We start from the raw sequence: 21,457 nt of genomic DNA, 5'->3' as shown, positions 1-21,457 counted from the left end.
TTATTCTTATAATGCCGGATTTACGTGATATTCACGGTTGGAAACAGCTTTTAGGCGATTTTCATTTTGCATTTTTACAGGGTTATCGGTATAAACGCGTCGCGCTGCCATTTTTCAACATAGGGCGAATAACACAGCGTATTCCAGTAATTACTGTTCTGTTTATGGCCTGATGGCTGGTTGCCCGCAAGCTTTGCGCGGCACCTGTGGAGGTGGTTAGTTTAATGACCCACTTTTTACCGCTTGTTACATTTCAACAGCATCCCCAGCAGAGGCGTTTATTTTCTGCGTCCCACCATTGTGAAAAATTTCTGTCATCTATCCGATGTTATAAACAGTTGGTCAGTACAACACCTGATTTATCGCTGTTAACCGCAGTGAGACAGGTCGCCTACCGACATCTGGGCGCTACTCAAGATTCACGGGCCGGCTAAGCGCCATCCCCCCGATAAAATTGATGTAGCCTGCAACCATTGGGGCACGATGCCTATGGTTTCTCCTGACTCGTTTCACGGAGTCCGACAACGTGATTTACAATTATATAAGTGATCAACCAGTTAACCAGGTTGAGCAACCGGCCTGTGCGCCGTGTTTCTCCTCCCTCTGCGGGTTGTTCTCACTTGTTGTTACTGCGATAGTGGCTGGCCATGCTGTCAGTGTAGAAAAGGGTATTAACTATGTCTGATGACATGCAGTCCCACCGTCCGTCACATGCGGGCGAAAGTGTTTCTTTACGCTCCATGCAGGAGGTTGCCGTGAACGACCGTGATGCCAGCAAAATGCTGCGTACTTACAACGTTGCCTATTGGGGCAATAACTATTATGACGTCAATGAACTGGGCCATATCAGCGTCTGCCCCGATCCTGACGTGCCTGAAGCCCGTGTCGATCTGGCACAGCTGGTAAAAGATATGCGCGAGCAGGACGGTCAACGTCTGCCGGCGCTGTTCTGTTTCCCACAGATTTTACAACACCGTCTGCGCTCGATTAACGCTGCCTTTAAACGGGCGCGTGAATCTTTTGGCTACGAGGGTGATTATTTCCTGGTCTATCCGATCAAGGTTAACCAGCATCGCCGGGTGATTGAGTCCCTGGTGGAGTCGGGCGAACCTCTGGGGCTGGAAGCCGGCTCGAAAGCCGAGCTGATGGCGGTGCTGGCACATGCCGGTATGACCCGCTCGGTGATCGTCTGTAACGGCTATAAAGACCGTGAATATATTCGTCTGGCGTTGATCGGTGAAAAGCTCGGTCACAAGGTTTATCTGGTGATTGAAAAAATTACCGAGATTAAACTGGTGCTGGAAGAAGCCGAACGTCTGAACGTCATCCCGCGTCTGGGTGTCCGTGCCCGTCTGTCCTCACAGGGTTCCGGCAAATGGCAATCCAGCGGCGGCGAAAAGTCGAAATTTGGTCTGGCGGCGGCACAGGTGCTGCAACTGGTTGAGATGCTGCGTGAAGCAGGCCGTCTGGAAAGCCTGCAGTTACTGCACTTCCATCTCGGTTCCCAACTGGCAAATATCCGTGATATTGCCACCGGTGTGCGTGAATCCGCGCGTTTCTACGTTGAACTGCATAAGCTTGGCGTCAATATCCAATGCTTCGATGTCGGCGGTGGTTTGGGCGTCGATTACGAGGGCACCCGTTCGCAGTCCGATTGTTCAGTAAACTATGGCCTGAACGAATATGCCAACAACGTGATCTGGGGCATTGGCGATGCCTGTAATGAGCACAATCTGCCGCATCCGACGGTGATCACCGAATCGGGACGTGCGGTTACCGCTCACCACACGGTGCTGGTTTCCAATGTTATCGGCGTTGAGCGTAACGAATACAGCGAACCTGTTGCCCCTGATGACGAGGCACCGCGCGTGCTGTGCAGCATGTGGGATACCTGGAACGAACTGCACGATCCGGAAAACCGTCGTTCGCTGCGCGAGTGGCTGCACGATTGCCAGATGGATTTGCACGATGTGCATACGCAATATGCCCACGGCATTCTCGATCTGACTCAGCGCGCCTGGGCCGAAGAGCTGTATCTGAATATCTGTAATATGATCCAGAAGCAGCTTGATCCCAGCAACCGCGCACACCGTCCAATTATCGATGAGCTGCAAGAGCGGATGGCCGACAAGCTGTATGTCAACTTCTCGCTGTTTCAGTCGATGCCGGATGCCTGGGGTATCGATCAGCTGTTCCCGGTGCTGCCGCTGGAAGGTCTGGACAAACCGCCGGAAGGCCGCGCGGTGCTGCTGGATATCACCTGTGACTCCGATGGCATTATCGATCACTATGTCGACGGTGACGGCGTGGCGACTACCATGCCAATGCCGCCATATGACCCGGAAAATCCTCCGGCGCTGGGCTTCTTTATGGTCGGTGCCTACCAGGAAATTCTCGGCAATATGCATAACCTGTTCGGCGATACCGCGGCAGTGGATGTCTTTGTCTTCCCTGACGGCAGCATTGAAGTGCAGCAGTCTGATGAAGGCGATACCGTGGCCGATATGCTCGAGTATGTGCAGCTGGACCCTAATGTGCTGCTGTCGCGCTTCCGCGATCAGGTAAAGGAAACCGATCTCGATGCCGATCTGCAGGCGCAGTTTGTCGAAGAGTTTGAGAGCGGGCTGTATGGCTACACTTATTTAGAAGATGAGTGATTGCCATCCTTGAGTGAGGCTTGAACAACCGCCTGATTCTGGCGATAATTCACCATCGCTCGCCGTGGCAGATTTACGCTGCGGCAAACTGCTGACTGGCAGTGATCAATCCCTTTCTCGTCGGGCTAACGACGCGGAAGGGATTTTTTTTCATCTATAATTCATTCCTGCGTGTTTTTATCGGCTTGAAACACGCGGGTTAAAAGAGGATTAGTTATGAGCACTTTGGGTCATAAATTTGATAACTCATTGGTTTCCAATGCGTTTGGTTTTCTGCGTCTGCCATTGAATTTCCAGCCCTACGACAGCGATGCCGACTGGGTGATCACCGGTATTCCTTTTGATATGGCTACTTCTGGCCGTTCCGGGGCACGCCTTGGCCCGGGGGCTATACGCCAGGTTTCGGTTAATCTGGCATGGGAAGGCCAGCGTTGGCCGTGGGATTTCGATCTGCGCGATCGTCTGAAGATTGTTGACTGCGGCGACGTGGTGTTTGATTTTGGCGATGCCCAGAGCCTGGTTAATAATGTAGAAGAACATGCCGATAAGCTGCTGGCGGCCGGTAAACGCATGCTCTCCTTTGGCGGCGACCATTTTGTGACTCTGCCGCTGCTGCGTGCCCACGCCAGAAAATTTGGCAAAATGGCGCTGATCCACTTTGATGCCCATACCGATACCTACTCCAACGGCAGCAAGTTCGATCACGGCACCATGTTCTATCATGCGCCGAAAGAAGGCCTGATCTCCGCTGAGAATTCGGTGCAGATTGGCATCCGTACCGAGTTTGACAAAAATCTCGGCTTTACCGTACTGGATGCGGCGCAGATTAACGATCGCACCGTTGACGATATTCTGGCGCAGGTGAAGCAGATTGTTGGCGATCTGCCGGTATATCTGAGCTTTGATATTGACTGTCTGGATCCTGCTCATGCCCCTGGTACCGGTACTCCGGTGATTGGTGGCCTGACTACCGACCGTGCGCTGAAACTGGTACGCGGTCTGAAAAATCTCGATCTGGATATTGTCGGCATGGATATTGTGGAAGTCGCTCCGGCTTACGATCAGTCTGAGATCACCGCGCTGGCCGCCGCTACCCTGGCGCTGGAAATGCTGTACGTCCAGGCGGATAAAAAGGGCGCGTAAACCGCGTCTGCCTAAAATGCTCTGCCAGACCGGCCCGCAATGCGGGCCGGTCAGACGGCTGACCAAGTCCGTTATTAGGGAGAGTGCACCGTTGGGGTCGTAGCGGGCTTGCCCGCCGGAGCGCCCCTAGGTGTGCTATGCCCGGGTATCTCGATCATTAAGACGACTTGGTCATCAAACTCACAGGCCCGCAATGCGGGTCTGTTTTTTTTGTTTCCTTTTGTTTTCGTTATTTTTATAACTCCCGCCGACAAACAACATCTCCTTATAAGCCGTGCATCACGATTGGTTTTTATCAACGGTGACGATATAGTTGAGATAACTAAAAACGCTGTACCTTAAAAATGCGCTTCGTGACCTGCGTCACGTGCAGTAATAGCGATTGCCGTTTTAATACGTAGTCTGAGAAAATGAGTTTCTCGACCGCTTTTTTAATCCGACCTGGAGTAGAACATGTCCTCTCGTAAAGAGCTTGCGAACGCGATCCGCGCCCTCAGCATGGATGCCGTGCAGAAAGCGAATTCCGGCCACCCTGGTGCCCCTATGGGCATGGCTGATATTGCCGAAGTCCTGTGGCGTGATTACCTTAACCATAATCCGACCAACCCGCAGTGGGCCGATCGTGACCGCTTTGTGCTGTCAAATGGCCACGGTTCCATGCTGATTTATAGCCTGTTGCATCTCACAGGCTACGATCTGCCGATTGGCGAGCTGGCAAATTTCCGTCAGTTGCACTCCAAGACTCCGGGTCACCCGGAATATGGTTATACCCCAGGTGTGGAAACCACCACCGGCCCGCTGGGTCAGGGTATCGCCAATGCCGTGGGTATGGCTATTGCCGAACGCACGCTGGCCGCGCAGTTTAACCGCCCGGGCCATGATGTGGTTGACCATCACACCTACGCCTTTATGGGTGACGGCTGCATGATGGAAGGCATTTCCCATGAAGTCTGCTCACTGGCAGGCACCATGAAGCTGGGCAAACTGACCGCGTTTTATGACGACAACGGTATTTCTATCGACGGTCATGTCGAAGGCTGGTTTACCGACGATACCGCTTCACGTTTTGAAGCCTACGGCTGGCACGTGGTGCGCGGCGTCGACGGTCACAACCCGGATGCCATCAAAGCGGCGATTGAAGAAGCGCGCAGCGTTACTGACAAACCGTCACTGCTGATGTGCAAAACCGTGATTGGTTTCGGTTCACCGAACAAAGCCGGTTCTCACGAAGCGCACGGTGCTGCACTGGGTGCTGCCGAAGTGGCCGCCACTCGCGAAGCCCTTGGCTGGAAATATGCCGCCTTTGAGATCCCGCAGGACATTTACGCGCAGTGGGATGCCAAAGAAGCCGGTAAGGCGAAAGAGCAGGCGTGGAACGACAAGTTTGCTGCCTATGCCAAAGCTCATCCAGAGCTGGCGGCAGAATTTAGCCGTCGCATTAACGGTGAACTGCCCGCTGACTGGCAGGCACAGTCACAGAAAATCATTGAAGAGCTGCAGGCCAAACCGGCCAATATCGCCAGCCGTAAAGCATCACAAAATGCGCTGGAAGCCTTTGGTAAACTGTTGCCGGAATTCCTGGGCGGCTCCGCTGACCTGGCACCGAGCAACCTGACCATGTGGTCTGGCTCAAAATCTCTCGGCGACGATGCGGCAGGCAACTATATTCACTACGGCGTGCGCGAATTCGGCATGACCGCCATCACCAACGGTATTGCGCTGCACGGTGGCTTCCTGCCGTACTCTGCGACCTTCCTGATGTTTGTGGAATATGCCCGCAACGCCGTACGTATGGCGGCGCTGATGAAAATCCGCAACGTATTTGTCTACACCCATGACTCTATCGGTCTGGGAGAAGACGGCCCGACGCACCAGCCGGTAGAACAAATCGCCAGCCTGCGCGTAACGCCAAATATGAGCACCTGGCGTCCGGCAGACCAGGTTGAGTCTGCGATAGCCTGGAAATATGCCATCGAGCGTAACGATGGCCCGGTAACGCTGATTTTCTCTCGTCAGAACCTGACCCAGCAACCGCGTACCGCCGAGCAGTTGGCCAACGTGGCGCGCGGGGGTTATGTGCTGAAGGACTGTGACGGCACACCAGAAGTTATCCTGATTGCCACCGGTTCCGAAGTGGGTATCACCGTGGAAGCGGCAGACAAGCTGAGCGCCGCGGGCACCAAAGTGCGCGTAGTTTCTATGCCTTGTACCGACGCCTTTGACAAGCAGGATGCGGCTTACCGTGAATCTGTGTTGCCAAAAGCGGTCAGCGCGCGTGTGGCCGTGGAAGCGGGTATCGCGGATTACTGGTACAAATACGTTGGCCTGAACGGTGCGATTGTCGGGATGACCACCTTTGGTGAGTCGGCACCGGCAGAGCTGCTGTTTAAAGAGTTCGGGTTTACGGTAGAGAATGTGGTGGCGAAGGCGCAATCACTGTTGTAATAGCTGTTAAAGCAACAGCCGGGTGCTTTTAAAGACTGCTGGCTGGGGCGTATGGCAAGCAAGCGACTCTGGTGAAAATCGGAGTCGTTTTTTTTGCTTAAATGTCAATTTTGGGCTTAAAAGGCAATTTCTCATTTTAAAACCAATTGGCTTTAGAGGAGCTGTTTCGGTTTTATAATAGCAGTGGCAACTTAACCCGCTGTGCCGAACCGAGTTAAGGAGCGCTGGCCCGCTCCTTAACAATCCTGGGCCTTTTGGTGTCTTTGATTCGTCTGCTGCCTATTACCGGCTATGTTTCAGTTACCCCCAGCGTGGCACGAGCCGCGCTGCTGCGCAGTCCCCTTGCTCGGTCGGGAGCCAAAAACGTCTCCCTCCACTTCGCGCGGCGCCGTCTCTGAATGTGCCAACTAGCTATGTAAACCGTGTCGGTTTGGCTTAAATGACAATTTGTTGGCTTAAAAGTCAATTGGCTATGAGGAGTTGTTTCGGTTTTATAATTGCGGTGGCCACTTAACCTGCTGTGCTGAACCGAGTTAAGGAGCGCTGGCCCGCTCCTTAACAATCCTGGGCCTTTTGGTGTTGTTTATTCGTCTGCTGCCTATTACCGGCTATGTTTCAGTCACTCCCAGCGTGGCACGAGCCGCGCTGCTGCGCAGTCCCCTTGCTCGGTCGGGAGCCAAAAACGTCTCCCTCCGCTTCGCGCGGCGCCGTCTCTGAATGTGCCAGCCAACTATGCACACCGTGCCGTTTCAGCGGCAAACTTTTTATCTTTTTATCTTTTTATCTTTCGCCTTTGACCTTTAATGTTGCCGGTTTTGCCGTAAATGTTTCCTGGCCGATTCAAAACCTACGCTGAGCGACGTGGAGCGAGACGCTTTTGGCTCGCGACCGAGTGAAGGGACCGCGCAGCGGCGTGGTTTAGGCCACACTCAGAAGTCACTGGAAAGAACTACAACCGAGGGCACGACACTTATCAATTTGGACAAGGCGCAGGATTCCAAAGGAGGCGCGCCTTCGCCTCCTTTGGGCGGTCTGGGCCGCTGCCCAGTGAGCGCAGCGAATGCCCTTGACCTTGAAGTTGACGTTGTCCTTAAACAAAAATAAAAGCTTATGTGCTGAACCGAGTTAAGGAGCGCTGGCCCGCTCCTTAACAATCCTGGGCCTTTTGGTGTTGTTGATGCGTCTGCTGCCTATTACCAGCTATGTTTCAGTGACTCCGAGCGTGGCACGAGCCGCGCTGCTGCGCAGTCCCCTTGCTCGGTCGGGAGCCAAAAACGTCTCCCTCCGCTTCGCGCGGCGCCGTCTCTGAATGTGCCAGCAAACTATCTACACCGTGCCGTTTCAGACAAAGATTTTTTGTCTTTTTGTCTTTTTGTCTTTTTGTCTTTTTGTCTTTCGCAGTTGACCTTCGATGTTGCCGGTTTTGCTTTAAATGTTTCCTGGCCGATTCAAAACCTACGCTGAGCGACGTGGAGCGAGACGCTTTTGGCTCGCGACCGAGTGAAGGGACCGCGAAGCGGCGTGGTTTAGGCCACACGCAGATGTCACTGGAAAGAACTCAAACCGAGGGCACGACACTGTTCAATTTGGACAAGGCGCAGGATTCCAAAGGAGGCGCGCCTTCGCCTCCTTTGGGCGGTCTGGGCCGCCGCCCAGTGAGCGTAGCGAATGCAGTTGACGTTGACCTTGAAGTTAAAAGCAAATTTGCAGTTAAAACCGAAACCTTTTGCTCGGAGTAAATTGACTTTTAAGTAAAAATTGCCACTTAAGTGATAGAGGCGCTCTGGGCCGCCGCCCAGTGAGCGCAGCGAATGCAGTTGACCTTGAAGTTGAAGTTGTCCTTAAACAAAAATAAAAGCTTATGACGCAGGTCAATCCCCCCAAATAGTGGTTCCACTACAATAACCTCGCCGATCAAACCGACGTCGATAAGGCCATTTTTCTTGTCGAAAAAGCCGCAGCTCGGCAAATATCTCGGCCAAAAGGTAAATCACTCCTTGCCGGTTGCTGGTTTTTTCAGCAAACAACAAAGGAAATGAACCAAAATACGGCGAAATATTTCCTTTGTATCAAGTTTGGTTTATGCTCGGCTGAACCGTTTCAGTTGTGGTTATTTTGGCGAACGTCGCAGGCCAGACGCAAACGTGTTTAAGTTGGTTCGCGGTTTGATTGCCATTTTCCCCTTATTTGGCGGCAAGGGTGATTCACCGCAAAGGCGCACTGCATTACTATAGGGTTATCATAATTAGGTAACAACCGTGTAACAGGGAGAAGTATGCCAATACGTATCGCAATTAATGGCTTTGGTCGCATTGGCCGTAGCGTATTGCGCGCATTATACGAATCCGGTCGCCGTGCAGAAATCAGCGTCGTGGCAATCAATGAGCTGGCCAGCCCGGAAGGGATGGCGCACTTGTTGAAATACGACTCCAGCCATGGCCGCTTCTCCTGGGATGTGCGTCAGGAAGCCGAAGTGCTTTACGTTGGCGACGATAGCATCCGCCTGTTGCATCAACGGGATGCCAGCCTGTTACCCTGGGGCGAATTAAGCGTTGATGTGGTGCTCGATTGTACCGGCGTCTACGGTAGCCGCGCCGATGGCGAAGCACAGCTTGCTGCGGGCGCCAAAAAAATCCTGTTTGCCCACCCCGGTGGTGCCGACCTTGATGCTACCGTGGTCTACGGCGTAAACCATCAATTGCTGCAGCGCCAGCATCGCATTGTTTCCAACGCCTCTTGTACTACCAACTGTATTATTCCTATTATTAAGCTGCTGGATGACGCCTTCGAGATTGAGTCCGGCACCGTAACCACTATTCATTCTGCGATGCATGACCAGCCAGTGATTGACGCCTATCACCCGGATCTGCGTCGTACCCGCGCTGCCAGCCAGTCTATTATTCCGGTTGATACCAAGCTGGCAGCGGGCATTAGCCGTATCATGCCCAAGTTTTGCGATCGCTTTGAGGCGATCTCGGTGCGCGTGCCGACCATTAACGTCACGGCCATTGATTTAAGCGTTTTTGTTAGCGGCAACGTTAACGTGACGCAGGTTAACCAACTGCTGCAAAAGGCATCGAATGGTGCTTTTCGTGGTATTGTTGACTATACCGAACTACCATTAGTTTCAACTGATTTTAACCATGACCCGCACAGCGCCATTGTCGATGGCACGCAAACGCGGGTCAGTGGGCAACACCTGATTAAGACGCTGGTCTGGTGTGATAATGAGTGGGGCTTTGCCAACAGGATGCTTGATACCACATTGGCAATGTCCGCAAGCGGTTTCTAGCAAGGTAAATCAACCAACGGTTGGTCTGCCCTCAAGCAACTTTAAAGAGAATCAACGAGAGGATTCACCATGTCTGTAATTAAGATGAGCGATCTGGATTTAGCAGGTAAGCGTGTATTGATCCGTGCGGATCTTAACGTGCCGGTTAAAGAGGGTAAAGTTACCTCTGACGCACGTATCCGTGCTTCATTACCAACCATTGAAACCGCCCTGAAACAAGGTGCGCGCGTTATGGTTACCTCCCATCTGGGTCGCCCGACTGAAGGCGAATATAACGAAGAGTTTTCTCTGCTGCCGGTAGTCAACTACCTGAAAGACAAACTGGGCTCTAAAGTTCGTCTGGCAAAAGATTACCTTGATGGCGTTGATGTTGCCGAAGGTGAGTTGGTTGTGCTGGAAAACGTTCGCTTTAACAAAGGCGAAAAGAAAGATGACGAAGCGCTGTCCAAAAAATATGCCGCCCTGTGCGACGTGTTTGTTATGGATGCTTTCGGTACCGCACACCGTGCGCAGGCTTCTACTCACGGCGTAGGCAAATTTGCTCCTATCGCTTGTGCCGGTCCACTGCTGTCAGCAGAACTGGAAGCACTGGGTAAAGCACTGGGTAACCCGGCTCGTCCGATGGTAGCTATCGTTGGTGGCTCTAAAGTGTCTACCAAACTGACCGTGCTGGATTCTCTGTCTAAAATTGCTGACCAGCTGATTGTTGGTGGTGGTATTGCCAACACCTTCGTTGCCGCTCAAGGCCATAACGTCGGTAAATCACTGTACGAAGCTGACCTGGTAGATACTGCCAAGAAACTGCTGGAAACCTGTGATATCCCGGTCCCGACTGACGTGCGTGTTGCCACCGAGTTCTCTGAAACTGCAGCAGCTACTCTGAAATCCGTCAATGACATCAAAGACGAAGAACAAATTCTGGATCTGGGCGACGAGTCTGCATATCGTCTGGCCGAAATCCTGAAAAACGCCAAAACCATTCTGTGGAATGGTCCGGTTGGCGTGTTCGAGTTCCCGAATTTCCGTAAAGGAACCGAAATTGTGGCGCAGGCCATTGCTGATAGCGATGCATTCTCTATCGCTGGCGGCGGCGACACTTTAGCAGCAATCGATCTGTTCGGTATTGCTGATAAAATTTCCTATATCTCTACTGGCGGCGGTGCATTCCTCGAGTTCGTTGAAGGGAAACAGTTGCCAGCAGTTGTGATGCTGGAAGAGCGTGCCAAGAAGTAATGACTCTGAGCAGATGAGAGGCCATACCGCAAGGTAGCCACCATCTGCTCACGCTATTTCGCAACACGGGCATCGTGGTGGGCTCAGGCGAAATGGTAAACCGAATTCACTCCATCTACCGCCAACGGAACAGGACAACGTAACATGTCTAAAATTTTTGATTTCGTAAAACCGGGTGTCATCACAGGCGATGACGTTCAGAAAGTATTCGCCATTGCTAAAGAAAATAGCTTTGCGCTGCCAGCAGTTAACTGCGTCGGTACTGATTCAATCAACGCCGTTCTGGAAGCTGCTGCGAAAGTACGTTCTCCGGTTATCGTTCAGTTCTCTAACGGTGGTGCAGCATTTATCGCCGGTAAAGGCCTGAAAACTGACGTTGCACAGGGTGCCGCTATCCTCGGTGCTATCTCTGGTGCACATCATGTTCATCAGATGGCAGAACACTACGGCGTGCCAGTTATTCTGCACACCGACCACTGCGCCAAAAAACTGCTGCCATGGATCGACGGTCTGTTGGACGCGGGTGAAAAACACTTTGCCGCCACCGGTAAACCACTGTTCTCTTCTCATATGATCGACCTGTCAGAAGAGTCTTTGGAAGAAAACATCGCTATCTGTAGCAAATATTTGGCGCGTATGGCCAAAATGAATATGACCCTGGAAATTGAACTGGGTTGTACCGGCGGTGAAGAAGACGGCGTTGATAACAGCCATATGGACGCATCTGCCCTGTACACTCAGCCACAAGACGTTGATTACGCTTACGAAAAACTGAATGCTATCAGCCCACGTTTCACTATCGCGGCTTCTTTCGGTAACGTTCACGGCGTATACAAACCAGGTAACGTTAAACTGACCCCAACTATCCTGCGTGACTCTCAGGATTACGTCAGCAAGAAACACAACCTGCCAACCAACTCGTTGAACTTCGTGTTCCACGGTGGTTCAGGTTCATCTGCTGCCGAAATCAAAGAATCTGTGGGCTATGGTGTTATTAAAATGAACATCGATACCGATACTCAGTGGGCAAACTGGGACGGTATTCTGCAGTTCTACAAGAAAAACGAAGCTTACCTGCAAGGCCAACTGGGTAACCCAGAAGGCGCAGACAAGCCTAACAAGAAATTCTACGATCCACGTGTATGGCTGCGCTCTGCTCAGGCTTCCATGGTGGCGCGTCTGGAACAGGCTTTCAAAGAACTGAATGCTGTTGACCGTCTGTAATCAAGACTGAATTTATTGTTATCAAGGGGCCTGATGGCCCCTTTTTTTATGCGTTTTTCACCTGTCAGCAACGCGTTAAATCTTCAACACTTAACTCGCTACACGACCTGCGCCTACTTGGCGGAATAAGAAATCTGTTATTATTCTTTCACTGCTTCTTATTTCTCAGCCAGGATCATTGCCGTTGAACAAGCCAAAATCCGTGACGCTTGATGATGTTGCCCGCCACGCCGGGGTTTCCTATCAGACGGTCTCCCGTGTGTTGAATCAGGCAGAACAGGTCGCCGAGAAAACGCGACGCAAAGTTGAAGCGGCAATGAGCGAGCTGAACTATGTGCCCAACCGTGTGGCGCAGCAGTTGGCGGGTAAACAGAGTTTTACCCTCGGGTTGGCCAGTACCGATCTGGCGCTGCATGCGCCTTCGCAGTGGGCTTCGGCCATCAAGAGCCGCGCTCACCAACTGGGGTATCACGTGGTGATCTCCATGGTGGAGGATTTGCAGCTGCAATCCTGTCGCGCTGCGGTTAACGAGCTGATTGCGCAACGGGTCGACGGTATTCTGATTAACGTTCCGCTGGAAACCACCGATGCCCAGGCGATAACGCAATACTGCGGTGACTTGCCGGTGCTATTTCTTGATGTCGATCCCCAGGCCAGCCTGTTCAGCATTCTGTTCGATCCTGATACCGGTGCCAGGCAGGGCGTGGCGCATTTGCTGGCGCTTGGTCATCGCCAGATAGCGTTACTTACCGGTCCTGAGACCTCGGTGTCTGCGCGCCTGCGCTATCAGGGGTGGTTGCATGAGTTAGCCGCGCATCAGTTGACGCCGCTGCGGGTGATGGAGGGGGACTGGAGCGCCGCTTCCGGCTATCAGTGTGCACTGACCATGCTTAACCAGCCAAAGCTGCCTACTGCCATTCTGGTGGCCAACGATCAGATGGCGCTTGGCGTATTGCGGGCGGCACATGCCAGCGGCGTGGCGGTGCCGCAGCAGCTGTCGGTGGTGGGTTATGACGATACGCAAGACAGTGCCTATTTTCAGCCGCCACTGACCACTATTCGGCAGGATTTCCAGCTCAGCGGACGGGAAAGCGTTAATCGGCTGGTGCAGATGCTGCAGAAAAATCCTGCCAGTTATCCCGACTCCTTGTTGCTCAATACCACATTGATCCAGCGTCAAACTACTGCTGCACCGGGGGAAGCGCTGCCCTCTGCGCAGACGCTGGCGCAGGAGCTGATACGTATTGCCCGCCAACTGCAGCAGCAGTAAAGTTGGCGAAAATTATTAGCTAAAACTGTGACCGCTGTCGCTTTATCTGTTGGCAATCCTTTACTTCAATATTGTCTCGCTCCATTTTAAAAGCATTAATGTGAGCGCATAACATTTTTGAGGGGATAACAATGCAAGGTCATTTATCAGCGGCGGCCGATTCGTTGGCTTTAGTGCTGGCACGACGCGACTGGGAAAATCCGCAGTGTACACAGATCAACCGTCTGCCCGCTCATCCGCCTTTTTATAGCTGGCGTGATATTGAGGAAGCCCGCACTGATTACCCCTCATCGCAGCGCCTAAGTCTGAATGGCAGCTGGAAATTTAGCTACTTTACCCGTCCCGAAGCGGTACCAGAGACGTGGCTCACCGCTGATTTGGCCAGCGCCGCTGATATCGCGGTTCCCGCCAACTGGCAGCTGGCGGGCTATGATGCGCCGATCTATACCAACGTTCAGTATCCATTTACTGTTAATCCACCTTATGTACCGCAGGAAAATCCCACTGGATGTTACTCGCTCACATTCGAGCTGACCGCTGACTGGTATCAGCAGGGGCAGACGCGCATTATCTTTGACGGCGTCAACTCTGCTTTTCACCTGTGGTGTAACGGTCAGTGGATTGGCTATTCGCAAGATAGCCGTTTGCCGGCGGAGTTTGATCTGAGCCATGTGCTGCAGGCGGGCAATAATCGTCTGGCAGTGATGGTCTTGCGCTGGTCAGACGGCAGTTATCTTGAAGACCAGGATATGTGGCGCATGAGCGGCATTTTTCGCGATGTCAGCCTGCTGAATAAGCCCACGCAGCAATTGACCGACGTGCAGCTATCCACCCATCTGTATGCCGATTTTACCCGCGGCGAACTGGAAGCCAGGCTTACCCTGGCGATCTCCCCCGAGTTGGCCAGCCAATGGCAGGTAGAGGTGCAACTGTGGCATGGGGAGCAGCAGGTCGCTGCCGCCCGGCAGACGATTGGCAGTGAGATTATCGATGAGCGTGGGGCCTATTACGACAAGGTAACACTATGCCTGCCGCTGGCTGAACCCCTGCTATGGAGTGCGGAACAGCCACACCTTTATCGGGCGGTGATTGCGCTGCGCGATGCGGATTATCGTCTGCTGGAGGCCGAAGCCTTCGACGTCGGATTTCGTGAGGTCACCATCAGTCAGGGCTTGCTCAAGCTCAACGGCCAACCGTTGCTGATCCGTGGCACCAATCGCCATGAGCATCATCCCGAAAAGGGGCAGGCGATTGATGAGGCCAGCATGCGACAAGATATTTTGCTGATGAAGCAGCATAACTTTAATGCCGTGCGCTGTTCCCACTATCCGAACCATCCCCTGTGGTACAAGCTTTGCGACTACTACGGCCTGTATGTGGTGGATGAAGCCAATATCGAAACCCACGGTATGCAGCCGATGAATCGCCTGTCGGACGATCCGCGCTGGTTTAACGCCTTTAGCGAGCGGGTGACGCGCATGGTGCAGCGCGATCGCAATCATCCCTGCATTATTATCTGGTCGCTGGGTAATGAGTCGGGACATGGATCCACCCATGATGCCCTCTACAGCTGGATAAAATCGGCCGATCCCGGTCGTCCGGTGCAGTATGAAGGCGGCGGTGCCGACACCGCCGCCACGGATATTATCTGCCCGATGTATGCCCGCGTCGATCAGGATCAACCGTTCCCGGCGGTCCCTAAATGGTCGATCAAAAAATGGATCGGTCTGCCTGATGAAACCCGTCCGTTGATCCTCTGTGAATATGCCCATGCCATGGGCAATAGCCTGGGCGGTTTTGATCGTTACTGGCAGGCATTTCGCGATCATCCGCGCCTGCAGGGGGGATTTGTCTGGGACTGGGTCGATCAAAGTCTGACTCGTACCGCGGAGGATGGCAGCAGCTATGCCGCCTACGGCGGTGATTTTGGCGATCAGCCCAACGATCGCCAGTTCTGCATGAATGGTCTGCTGTTTCAGGATCGCACCCCGCACCCGGCGCTGTATGAGGCGCAGCGGGCGCAGCAGTTTTTCCGTTTTGAGTTGATTAGCCAGCATCCGCTGGTGGTGGAAGTGCATAGCGAGTATCTGTTCCGGCGCAGCGATAATGAGTTCCTGAGCTGGTTTCTGGAGATTGACGGCGAGCCTCTTACCTCTGGCGAAGTACGGCTGGATATTGCCCCGCTGGGGAAACAGCGCATTGAGCTTGGCGAGTGGCCGCCGATCACCAGCGCCGGGGAGTTATGGCTTAATCTGCAGGTTTATCAACCGCTGGTGACACCGTGGTCTGCTCCTGGGCATCGCAGCGCCTGGTGCCAGTGGCCGCTGCCGCGTGCGCTTTCGCTGCCGACGGTGGCTCACAAAACCGGCAGCCTGCCGCAGCTGCAAAGCTTGCCCGATGACGTCGAGATTGCCCAGGGCGATCAGCGCTGGCAGTTTAATCGGCACAGCGGTCTACTGACACAGTGGTGGCATGGCGATCAACCGCAGTTGTTGACGCCGCTTTGTGACCAATTTGTCCGTGCGCCTTTGGATAATGATATTGGGATCAGCGAAGTGACGCGAATTGATCCCAATGCCTGGGTGGAGCGTTGGAAACAGGCCGGTATGTATGCGCTGTCATCCCGCCTGCTGGATTTTCAGGCCTATAGCACGCCGCAGGGCGTGTGCGTTGAAAGCCGGCATGCCTTTGTTTATCAGGAGAAGGTGGCGTTGATCAGTCGCAAAACCTATCGCTTTACCGCACAGGGGGAGATGCAGCTGGATGTCTGCGTGCAGGTTGCCGACTCTCTGCCGCCACCGGCGCGTATTGGCCTGAGCTGTTGTCTGCAGCAGACATCGACCTCGGTGGAATGGCTGGGGTTGGGGCCGCACGAAAACTATCCCGACCGCCAGCTTGCCGCCCAGTTCTCACGCTGGCATTTGCCGCTGAGCCAACTGTATACGCCTTATGTTTTCCCGTCAGAAAACGGCTCTCGCGGCGGTACGCGTGAGTTGAACTATGGCAACTGGCAATGGCGTGGTCATTTTGCTTTTGGCCTCAGCCGCTACAGTCTGCGGCAACTGATGGAAACCAGCCATCGTCATCTGCTGCGAGAAGAAGCCGGTACCTGGCTCAATATCGATGCGTTCCGTATGGGGGTGGGCGGTGATGATTCCTGGAGTCCCAGCGTTAGTCCGGATTTTTTACTTACTGCTGGTGAATACCGTTATTCGTTGGTCTGGCAACATAAGCCTTCGGCGTCGTTGTAACCTGTAACAGGGTACGCTGATTGGCACATAAGCCAAATCTTGGTTACTCTTAAAGGCTTAGATAGCATTTGCGCTGCACCATGGCGCAAATGTTGGCTTTCATATTTGCTTGTCAGGGTAGATAAAATGAATGACTTGAATGTTGTGGGCAGTATTAACAATGCCGGGAATTGGTTAGTGAAAAACCAGGATCTGTTGATCCAGTATGCGGTAAACATCGTTGCGGCGATTTTTATTCTGATTATTGGTCTGCTGGTCGCCAGGATCCTGTCGAGTGCGGTAAGCCGCGTGATGCGCATGCGAGGCATCGATCTTACGGTATCCGACTTTCTCTCCGCGCTGGTGCGTTACGCTATTATCGCCTTTACGCTGATTGCGGTATTGGGGCGCATTGGCGTGCAAACCACTTCGGTGATTGCCGTTATCGGTGCCGCCGGTTTAGCCGTAGGTTTGGCCTTGCAAGGTTCGCTGTCAAACTTTGCTGCTGGTGTGCTGTTGGTGATCTTCCGTCCGTTCCGCGCCGGGGAATATGTTGATTTGGGCGGCGTAGCCGGTACCGTTACTCAGGTGCAAATCTTCTCTACCACGCTGCGTACTCCTGATGACAAGATTATTGTGGTGCCCAACGGCAAGATTATTGCCGGTAATATTATCAACACGTCACGCGAGCCTAATCGCCGTACCGATATTATTGTCGGCGTGGCCTATGACGCCAATATCGCGCAGGTGAAAAAAATTCTCGGTGATATTGTTGCTGCCGATACCCGCATTCAGCAGGAAAAAGGCGTGGTGGTACGTTTAAATGAGATGGCGGCCTCCAGCCTGAACTTTGTGGTGCGTTACTGGACCAGTAATGGCGATTCACAGGAAGTTAACTGGGATCTGCTGGAGAAGTTCAAAGAAGCGCTGGATGAGCACCAGATCGGTATTCCGTTCCCGCAAATGGATGTGCATCTTTATCGCAACGCCGAGGCGGCAGCGAAAGAGGCTGAGCCAACACCAACGGTCTAAGTACGATTATTGCTGACAGTAAACCAACGCCCTGTTTTCAGGGCGTTGGCGTTTGATGACCAAGTCGTCTTGATGATCGAGATACCAGGGCATAGCACACCCAGGGGCGCTCCGGCGGGCAAGCCCGCTACGACCCCAACGGTGCACTCTCCCTAATAACGGACTTTGTCAGCAGTCTGCAACGCCCTGTTTTCAGGGCGTTTTCATTATTAATTTTACTAATGATATATAAGAAGTTTAAATTTTATCTAATAGCGTGACTGCTTTACACTTTGCGGCATTGTTTCGGGAAAACACGCCATAAGGACAGTCTCTGCTATGTTTGCAACCTTCTTACAAGGGTTGGCACTGAGTGCCGCCATGATCTTGCCTATCGGCCCGCAAAATGCTTTTGTGATGTCACAGGGGATCCGCCGCCAGTATCATTTAATGATTGCCGCTTTATGCGCTCTCAGCGATATCCTGCTGATTTGCGCCGGGATTTTTGGCGGCAGTGCATTGCTCGATCGTTCACCGACGCTGCTGTTTCTGGTTAGCTGGGGCGGAGTGGCCTTTCTGCTGTGGTTTGGCTGGGGCGCCTTGCGCGCGGCTCTCTCTGCGGCCCCGCAACAGCTACAGGCGCAGGTCAACAAGCAAAGCCGCTGGCGTCTGGTGGCCAGCATGATGGCTGTGACCTGGCTTAATCCTCACGTCTACCTCGATACCTTTGTGGTGTTGGGCAGTCTGGGAGGGCGTCTGGCCAGCGCTGAGCGCACCTGGTTTGCCCTGGGGGCGGTGACGGCATCCACGCTGTGGTTCTTTGGACTGGCCATCCTGGCGGCGCTGCTCTCGCCCTGGCTAAATACCGTCAAGGCGCAGCGAGTGATCAATGGTGTCGTGGCGATGGTGATGTGGGGGATCGCTTTGCAGTTGGCACGGCAAAACCTGCATTTTTAACCGACAGCCTGCTTGGTTCTGCGCTTATTACTGCGGCGCAGAACGCCCTTTGACCAGATTTGTCACTAATCTTAATTTTGTCAGCAAACGACTATGCTATAACTGACCTGCTTCCTGTGCGCGATCACGCTGATAACTGCTGTGACTTTGCCGGGGCGCTGAGATAAGGGAGCAATAATCGTTAGTCGATATACCTTATGCATTTCAGGGCGGCAAATACTGCCATCATGTGAAAGGTGAGGGATATAACCAGATGAATAAGGGAGGCACTGTGAAATTGAAAGCATTGGCTATAACTGCCATGTTGGCATTAGGGACGTTACCTTTTACGCTTCAGGCTGAAGAAGTTCCGGCGGGGCCGCATGTCGTCACCTCGGGTACCGCCAGCGTCGATGCGGTACCGGATATCGCCACCCTGGCTATTGAAGTCAACGTCTCTGCCAAAGATGCCGCAGAGGCGAAAAAGCAGGTGGATCAGCGCGTGGCAGAGTATTTTGCCTATCTGCAAAAAAACGGTATTGATAAAAAAGATATTAATGCTGCCAATCTACGTACTCAGCCGGAATACAACTACCTCAAAGATGGCAGCAGTCAGTTAAAAGGCTATCGTGCGGTGCGTCAGGTTCAGGTCACGTTGCGTAAGCTGGATAAACTCAATGAGCTGTTGGACGGGGCATTAAGTGCCGGGTTGAATGAGATCCGTGCGGTGGAGTTGGGCGTAGCCAATCCGGAGACCTATCGCGATCAGGCCCGTCAGAAAGCCATTGAAAATGCCACCCAGCAGGCCAAATCGCTGGCAGAAGGCTTTCATACTCAGCTCGGGCCGATATACAGCATTCGCTATCATGTCGCCAATTATCAGCCGATGCCGGTAGCCAGGATGTATAAAACCGCCGAAGCCAGCGGACAGAGTGATGCTGCCCAAACCTATGAGCAACAGAGCATTCACTTTGACGATCAGGTAGATGTCGTTTTCGGGTTAAGCGAAAAGTAATGGTGCAGGCCGCGTCTGCCTGGACGCGGCCTAGTCCTGACGCAGTACCTGACGACCATGCGCCAGCAGTGCATCAGTTACTTTGCGCATCATGCGGCTTTCTGGCGCAAAGCGATGCCAGAACAGCATGCGACGCTGGAACAGACCCGGCGTTAAATCGATCAACTCACCGCTTTCCAACTCTTTCTCAATTTGCAGATGCGGGATCATGCAGCAGGTGGTGCCCTGACGCGCCAATTGCACAAAGGCTTCTGACGAGTTGACGATATGGCAAGGCACGCTGCCCGGCGATAAATCAAAGTTTTGCTGTAAAAATGCCTGATGCATATCATCGAGGTGGTCAAAAGCGACCGCCGGGGCTTTCAGCAGTGCGGAGCGGGTAACGCCGTTGGGGAAGTAACGTTCGGCAAAGGGCTTTGAGGCAACAAACAGGTAGTCGAGGGCGCCGAGTTGGTCGACCAGACAGCTGGGCAGTGGCTGGGGCTGAATACTGACTGCACCCACCACTTCGCCACGGCGCAGGCGTTCCTGGGTGCGGGTTTCATCTTCAACCTGCAAATTCAAACGGATCGGGGTATCCACCAGCACCGATTTCAGTGCCGGTAACAGCCAGGTTGCCAGACTATCGGCGTTGACCGCCAGCGACAGCAGCAGTGGGGTATCGTTGCTGTCATTGATATTATCGCTACCCAGCCACTCTTCTTCGAGCAGTTCAACCTGATGCAACAGCGCCAGCAGCTTTTGCCCCTGTTCGGTAGGACGCGGGGGAACGGTGCGTACCAGCAAAGGTTGGCCAAATAAATTTTCCAACTGTTTAATACGTTGAGACACGGCGGATTGCGTAATGCACAGCTTTTGTGCCGCGCGTTCAAAACCACGTTCACGGATCACAGCGTCCAGCGCTTGCAAGGTTCTATAGTCTGGGCGTTTCATCGCAAATCTATTCCTTTGCCTGTTCGGGATTTAATACGTATGCCAACACTATGCCACACTTCCCGGCGATTTGTGGCGCACAAAATCTTCTTGCTTTTCGCTCTCGCCGATCCTCTGACCGATGCCTTATACTGTGTGACATATTGTCCAACGATAGAGAAAAATAATCATGACGCAGGATGAATTGAAAAAAGCGGTTGGCTGGGCGGCGCTGGAATATGTAAAACCTGGCACCATTGTCGGGGTAGGCACGGGGTCTACCGCCGCGCACTTTATCGATGCCCTGGGCTCGATTAAACATCAGATTGAAGGCGCGGTATCCAGCTCCGATGCTTCCACCGCCAAGCTTAAGAGTCTGGGGATCCAGGTTTTTGACTGCAACGAAGTGGATTCGCTGGATATTTACGTCGACGGTGCCGATGAAATCAACGGCCAGATGCAAATGATCAAAGGCGGTGGTGCAGCCCTGACCCGCGAAAAAATCATCTCTGCCATTGCCCGTCAGTTTATCTGTATTGTCGATGCCTCCAAGCAGGTTGATATCCTCGGCAAGTTTCCGCTGCCGGTTGAAGTGATCCCGATGGCGCGCTCTTACGTGGCCCGTGAGCTGGTCAAGTTGGGCGGTTTGCCGGAGTACCGTCAGAATGTGCTGACCGATAACGGTAACGTGATCCTCGATGTGCACAATTTAAGTATCATCGATGCCATCGCGCTGGAAAATAAGATCAACGGGATTGCCGGTGTGGTCACCGTTGGACTCTTTGCCAATCGCGGTGCCGATATTGCGCTGGTGGGCTCTGCCGACGGCGTAAAAGTCGTTAAAAAATAGCCTGGGTGATAAGCGGAAGATCTGCCTGAAAAACGGGCCTCGACGCGCTGCCGGTGACGTTTTGTCCGGCCAGACAGCGGCGAGGTGCCCTGACCACAGGCACTGCCGCTTTGCCGGGCATCAACAGGCGAGCTCTGGTTGCCATAACACAATGTTATGAAGATGATAATTTATCCTCTGAATCATCTTTTATTCAAATCGGTCAATTTGGTGACTTATCTCACATAATGAATCGGTAT

The 21,457-nt window shown here is 53.1% G+C and carries 14 protein-coding genes; 13 read left to right on the top strand and 1 reads right to left on the bottom strand.

The annotated features are described in order from the left end of the window. The first annotated feature begins 677 nt into the window (after positions 1–677). From speA to GW590_RS01185, 12 genes are all read left to right on the top strand, one after another. On the top strand, positions 678–2,657 hold the full coding sequence (gene speA, locus GW590_RS01240) for a biosynthetic arginine decarboxylase (protein ID WP_169401203.1): 1,980 nt from the start codon (positions 678–680) through the stop codon (positions 2,655–2,657). Positions 2,658–2,873: 216 nt separating this feature from the next. After that, complete coding sequence (speB, locus tag GW590_RS01235; protein ID WP_169401202.1) at positions 2,874–3,800, top strand: agmatinase; 927 nt, start codon at positions 2,874–2,876, stop codon at positions 3,798–3,800. A 453-nt stretch (positions 3,801–4,253) separates the two neighbouring features. Next, positions 4,254–6,245 carry a transketolase gene (tkt, locus tag GW590_RS01230; RefSeq protein ID WP_169401201.1) on the top strand — a complete coding sequence of 664 codons (1,992 nt, stop codon included), beginning with the start codon at positions 4,254–4,256 and terminating at the stop codon, positions 6,243–6,245. A gap of 1,541 nt (positions 6,246–7,786) precedes the next feature. After that, on the top strand, positions 7,787–7,984 hold the full coding sequence (locus GW590_RS01225) for a hypothetical protein (protein ID WP_169401200.1): 198 nt from the start codon (positions 7,787–7,789) through the stop codon (positions 7,982–7,984). Between the two features lie 536 nt (positions 7,985–8,520). Next, the gene (gene epd, locus GW590_RS01220) at positions 8,521–9,537 is read left to right on the top strand and encodes an erythrose-4-phosphate dehydrogenase (protein ID WP_169401199.1); all 1,017 of its coding nucleotides are present in this window, start codon (positions 8,521–8,523) and stop codon (positions 9,535–9,537) included. 69 nt (positions 9,538–9,606) lie between these two features. Next, the gene (gene pgk / locus GW590_RS01215; protein WP_169401198.1) at positions 9,607–10,770 is read left to right on the top strand and encodes a phosphoglycerate kinase; all 1,164 of its coding nucleotides are present in this window, start codon (positions 9,607–9,609) and stop codon (positions 10,768–10,770) included. A gap of 144 nt (positions 10,771–10,914) precedes the next feature. After that, positions 10,915–11,994, top strand: a complete 1,080-nt coding sequence (gene fbaA / locus GW590_RS01210; RefSeq protein ID WP_169401197.1) for a class II fructose-bisphosphate aldolase — start codon at positions 10,915–10,917, stop codon at positions 11,992–11,994. A gap of 184 nt (positions 11,995–12,178) precedes the next feature. Then, positions 12,179–13,264, top strand: a complete 1,086-nt coding sequence (locus GW590_RS01205) for a LacI family DNA-binding transcriptional regulator (RefSeq protein WP_169401196.1) — start codon at positions 12,179–12,181, stop codon at positions 13,262–13,264. Between the two features lie 131 nt (positions 13,265–13,395). Next, positions 13,396–16,515, top strand: a complete 3,120-nt coding sequence (locus GW590_RS01200) for a beta-galactosidase (protein WP_169401195.1) — start codon at positions 13,396–13,398, stop codon at positions 16,513–16,515. Positions 16,516–16,641: 126 nt separating this feature from the next. Beyond that, the gene (gene mscS, locus GW590_RS01195) at positions 16,642–17,526 is read left to right on the top strand and encodes a small-conductance mechanosensitive channel MscS (RefSeq protein WP_169401194.1); all 885 of its coding nucleotides are present in this window, start codon (positions 16,642–16,644) and stop codon (positions 17,524–17,526) included. 318 nt (positions 17,527–17,844) lie between these two features. After that, positions 17,845–18,462 (top strand): arginine exporter ArgO, encoded by a 618-nt coding sequence (gene argO, locus GW590_RS01190; protein WP_169401193.1) that lies wholly within the window; start codon positions 17,845–17,847, stop codon positions 18,460–18,462. A 271-nt stretch (positions 18,463–18,733) separates the two neighbouring features. After that, a complete protein-coding gene (locus GW590_RS01185; RefSeq protein WP_169401192.1) occupies positions 18,734–19,456 on the top strand; it encodes an oxidative stress defense protein in 723 nt (240 codons plus the stop codon). A gap of 30 nt (positions 19,457–19,486) precedes the next feature. On the opposite strand, the gene GW590_RS01180 is transcribed toward GW590_RS01185, so the two are convergent. Next, positions 19,487–20,389, bottom strand: a complete 903-nt coding sequence (locus GW590_RS01180; RefSeq protein WP_169401191.1) for a LysR family transcriptional regulator ArgP — start codon at positions 20,387–20,389, stop codon at positions 19,487–19,489. A 169-nt stretch (positions 20,390–20,558) separates the two neighbouring features. Between GW590_RS01180 and rpiA the strand changes: the two genes are divergently transcribed. Continuing rightward, positions 20,559–21,218, top strand: coding sequence for a ribose-5-phosphate isomerase RpiA (gene rpiA, locus GW590_RS01175; RefSeq protein ID WP_169401190.1), 660 nt, complete (start codon positions 20,559–20,561; stop codon positions 21,216–21,218). Positions 21,219–21,457: the final 239 nt, after the last annotated feature.

Origin of the sequence: Rouxiella aceris, assembly GCF_012933545.1 — a bacterium.
Lineage (GTDB): Bacteria > Pseudomonadota > Gammaproteobacteria > Enterobacterales > Enterobacteriaceae > Rouxiella > Rouxiella aceris.
Note: the sequence above shows the minus strand (reverse complement) of the source record. Positions and strands in the feature narration are given on the sequence as shown.

Excerpts from the sequence above, each read along its gene's own strand:
- speA (WP_169401203.1), top strand. The coding sequence starts at position 678 with ATGTCTGATGACATGCAGTCCCACCGTCCGTCACATGCGGGCGAAAGT.
- speB (WP_169401202.1), top strand. The coding sequence starts at position 2,874 with ATGAGCACTTTGGGTCATAAATTTGATAACTCATTGGTTTCCAATGCG.
- tkt (WP_169401201.1), top strand. The coding sequence starts at position 4,254 with ATGTCCTCTCGTAAAGAGCTTGCGAACGCGATCCGCGCCCTCAGCATG.
- GW590_RS01225 (WP_169401200.1), top strand. The coding sequence starts at position 7,787 with ATGTCACTGGAAAGAACTCAAACCGAGGGCACGACACTGTTCAATTTG.
- epd (WP_169401199.1), top strand. The coding sequence starts at position 8,521 with ATGCCAATACGTATCGCAATTAATGGCTTTGGTCGCATTGGCCGTAGC.
- pgk (WP_169401198.1), top strand. The coding sequence starts at position 9,607 with ATGTCTGTAATTAAGATGAGCGATCTGGATTTAGCAGGTAAGCGTGTA.
- fbaA (WP_169401197.1), top strand. The coding sequence starts at position 10,915 with ATGTCTAAAATTTTTGATTTCGTAAAACCGGGTGTCATCACAGGCGAT.
- GW590_RS01200 (WP_169401195.1), top strand. The coding sequence starts at position 13,396 with ATGCAAGGTCATTTATCAGCGGCGGCCGATTCGTTGGCTTTAGTGCTG.
- mscS (WP_169401194.1), top strand. The coding sequence starts at position 16,642 with ATGAATGACTTGAATGTTGTGGGCAGTATTAACAATGCCGGGAATTGG.
- argO (WP_169401193.1), top strand. The coding sequence starts at position 17,845 with ATGTTTGCAACCTTCTTACAAGGGTTGGCACTGAGTGCCGCCATGATC.
- GW590_RS01180 (WP_169401191.1), bottom strand. The coding sequence starts at position 20,389 with ATGAAACGCCCAGACTATAGAACCTTGCAAGCGCTGGACGCTGTGATC.
- rpiA (WP_169401190.1), top strand. The coding sequence starts at position 20,559 with ATGACGCAGGATGAATTGAAAAAAGCGGTTGGCTGGGCGGCGCTGGAA.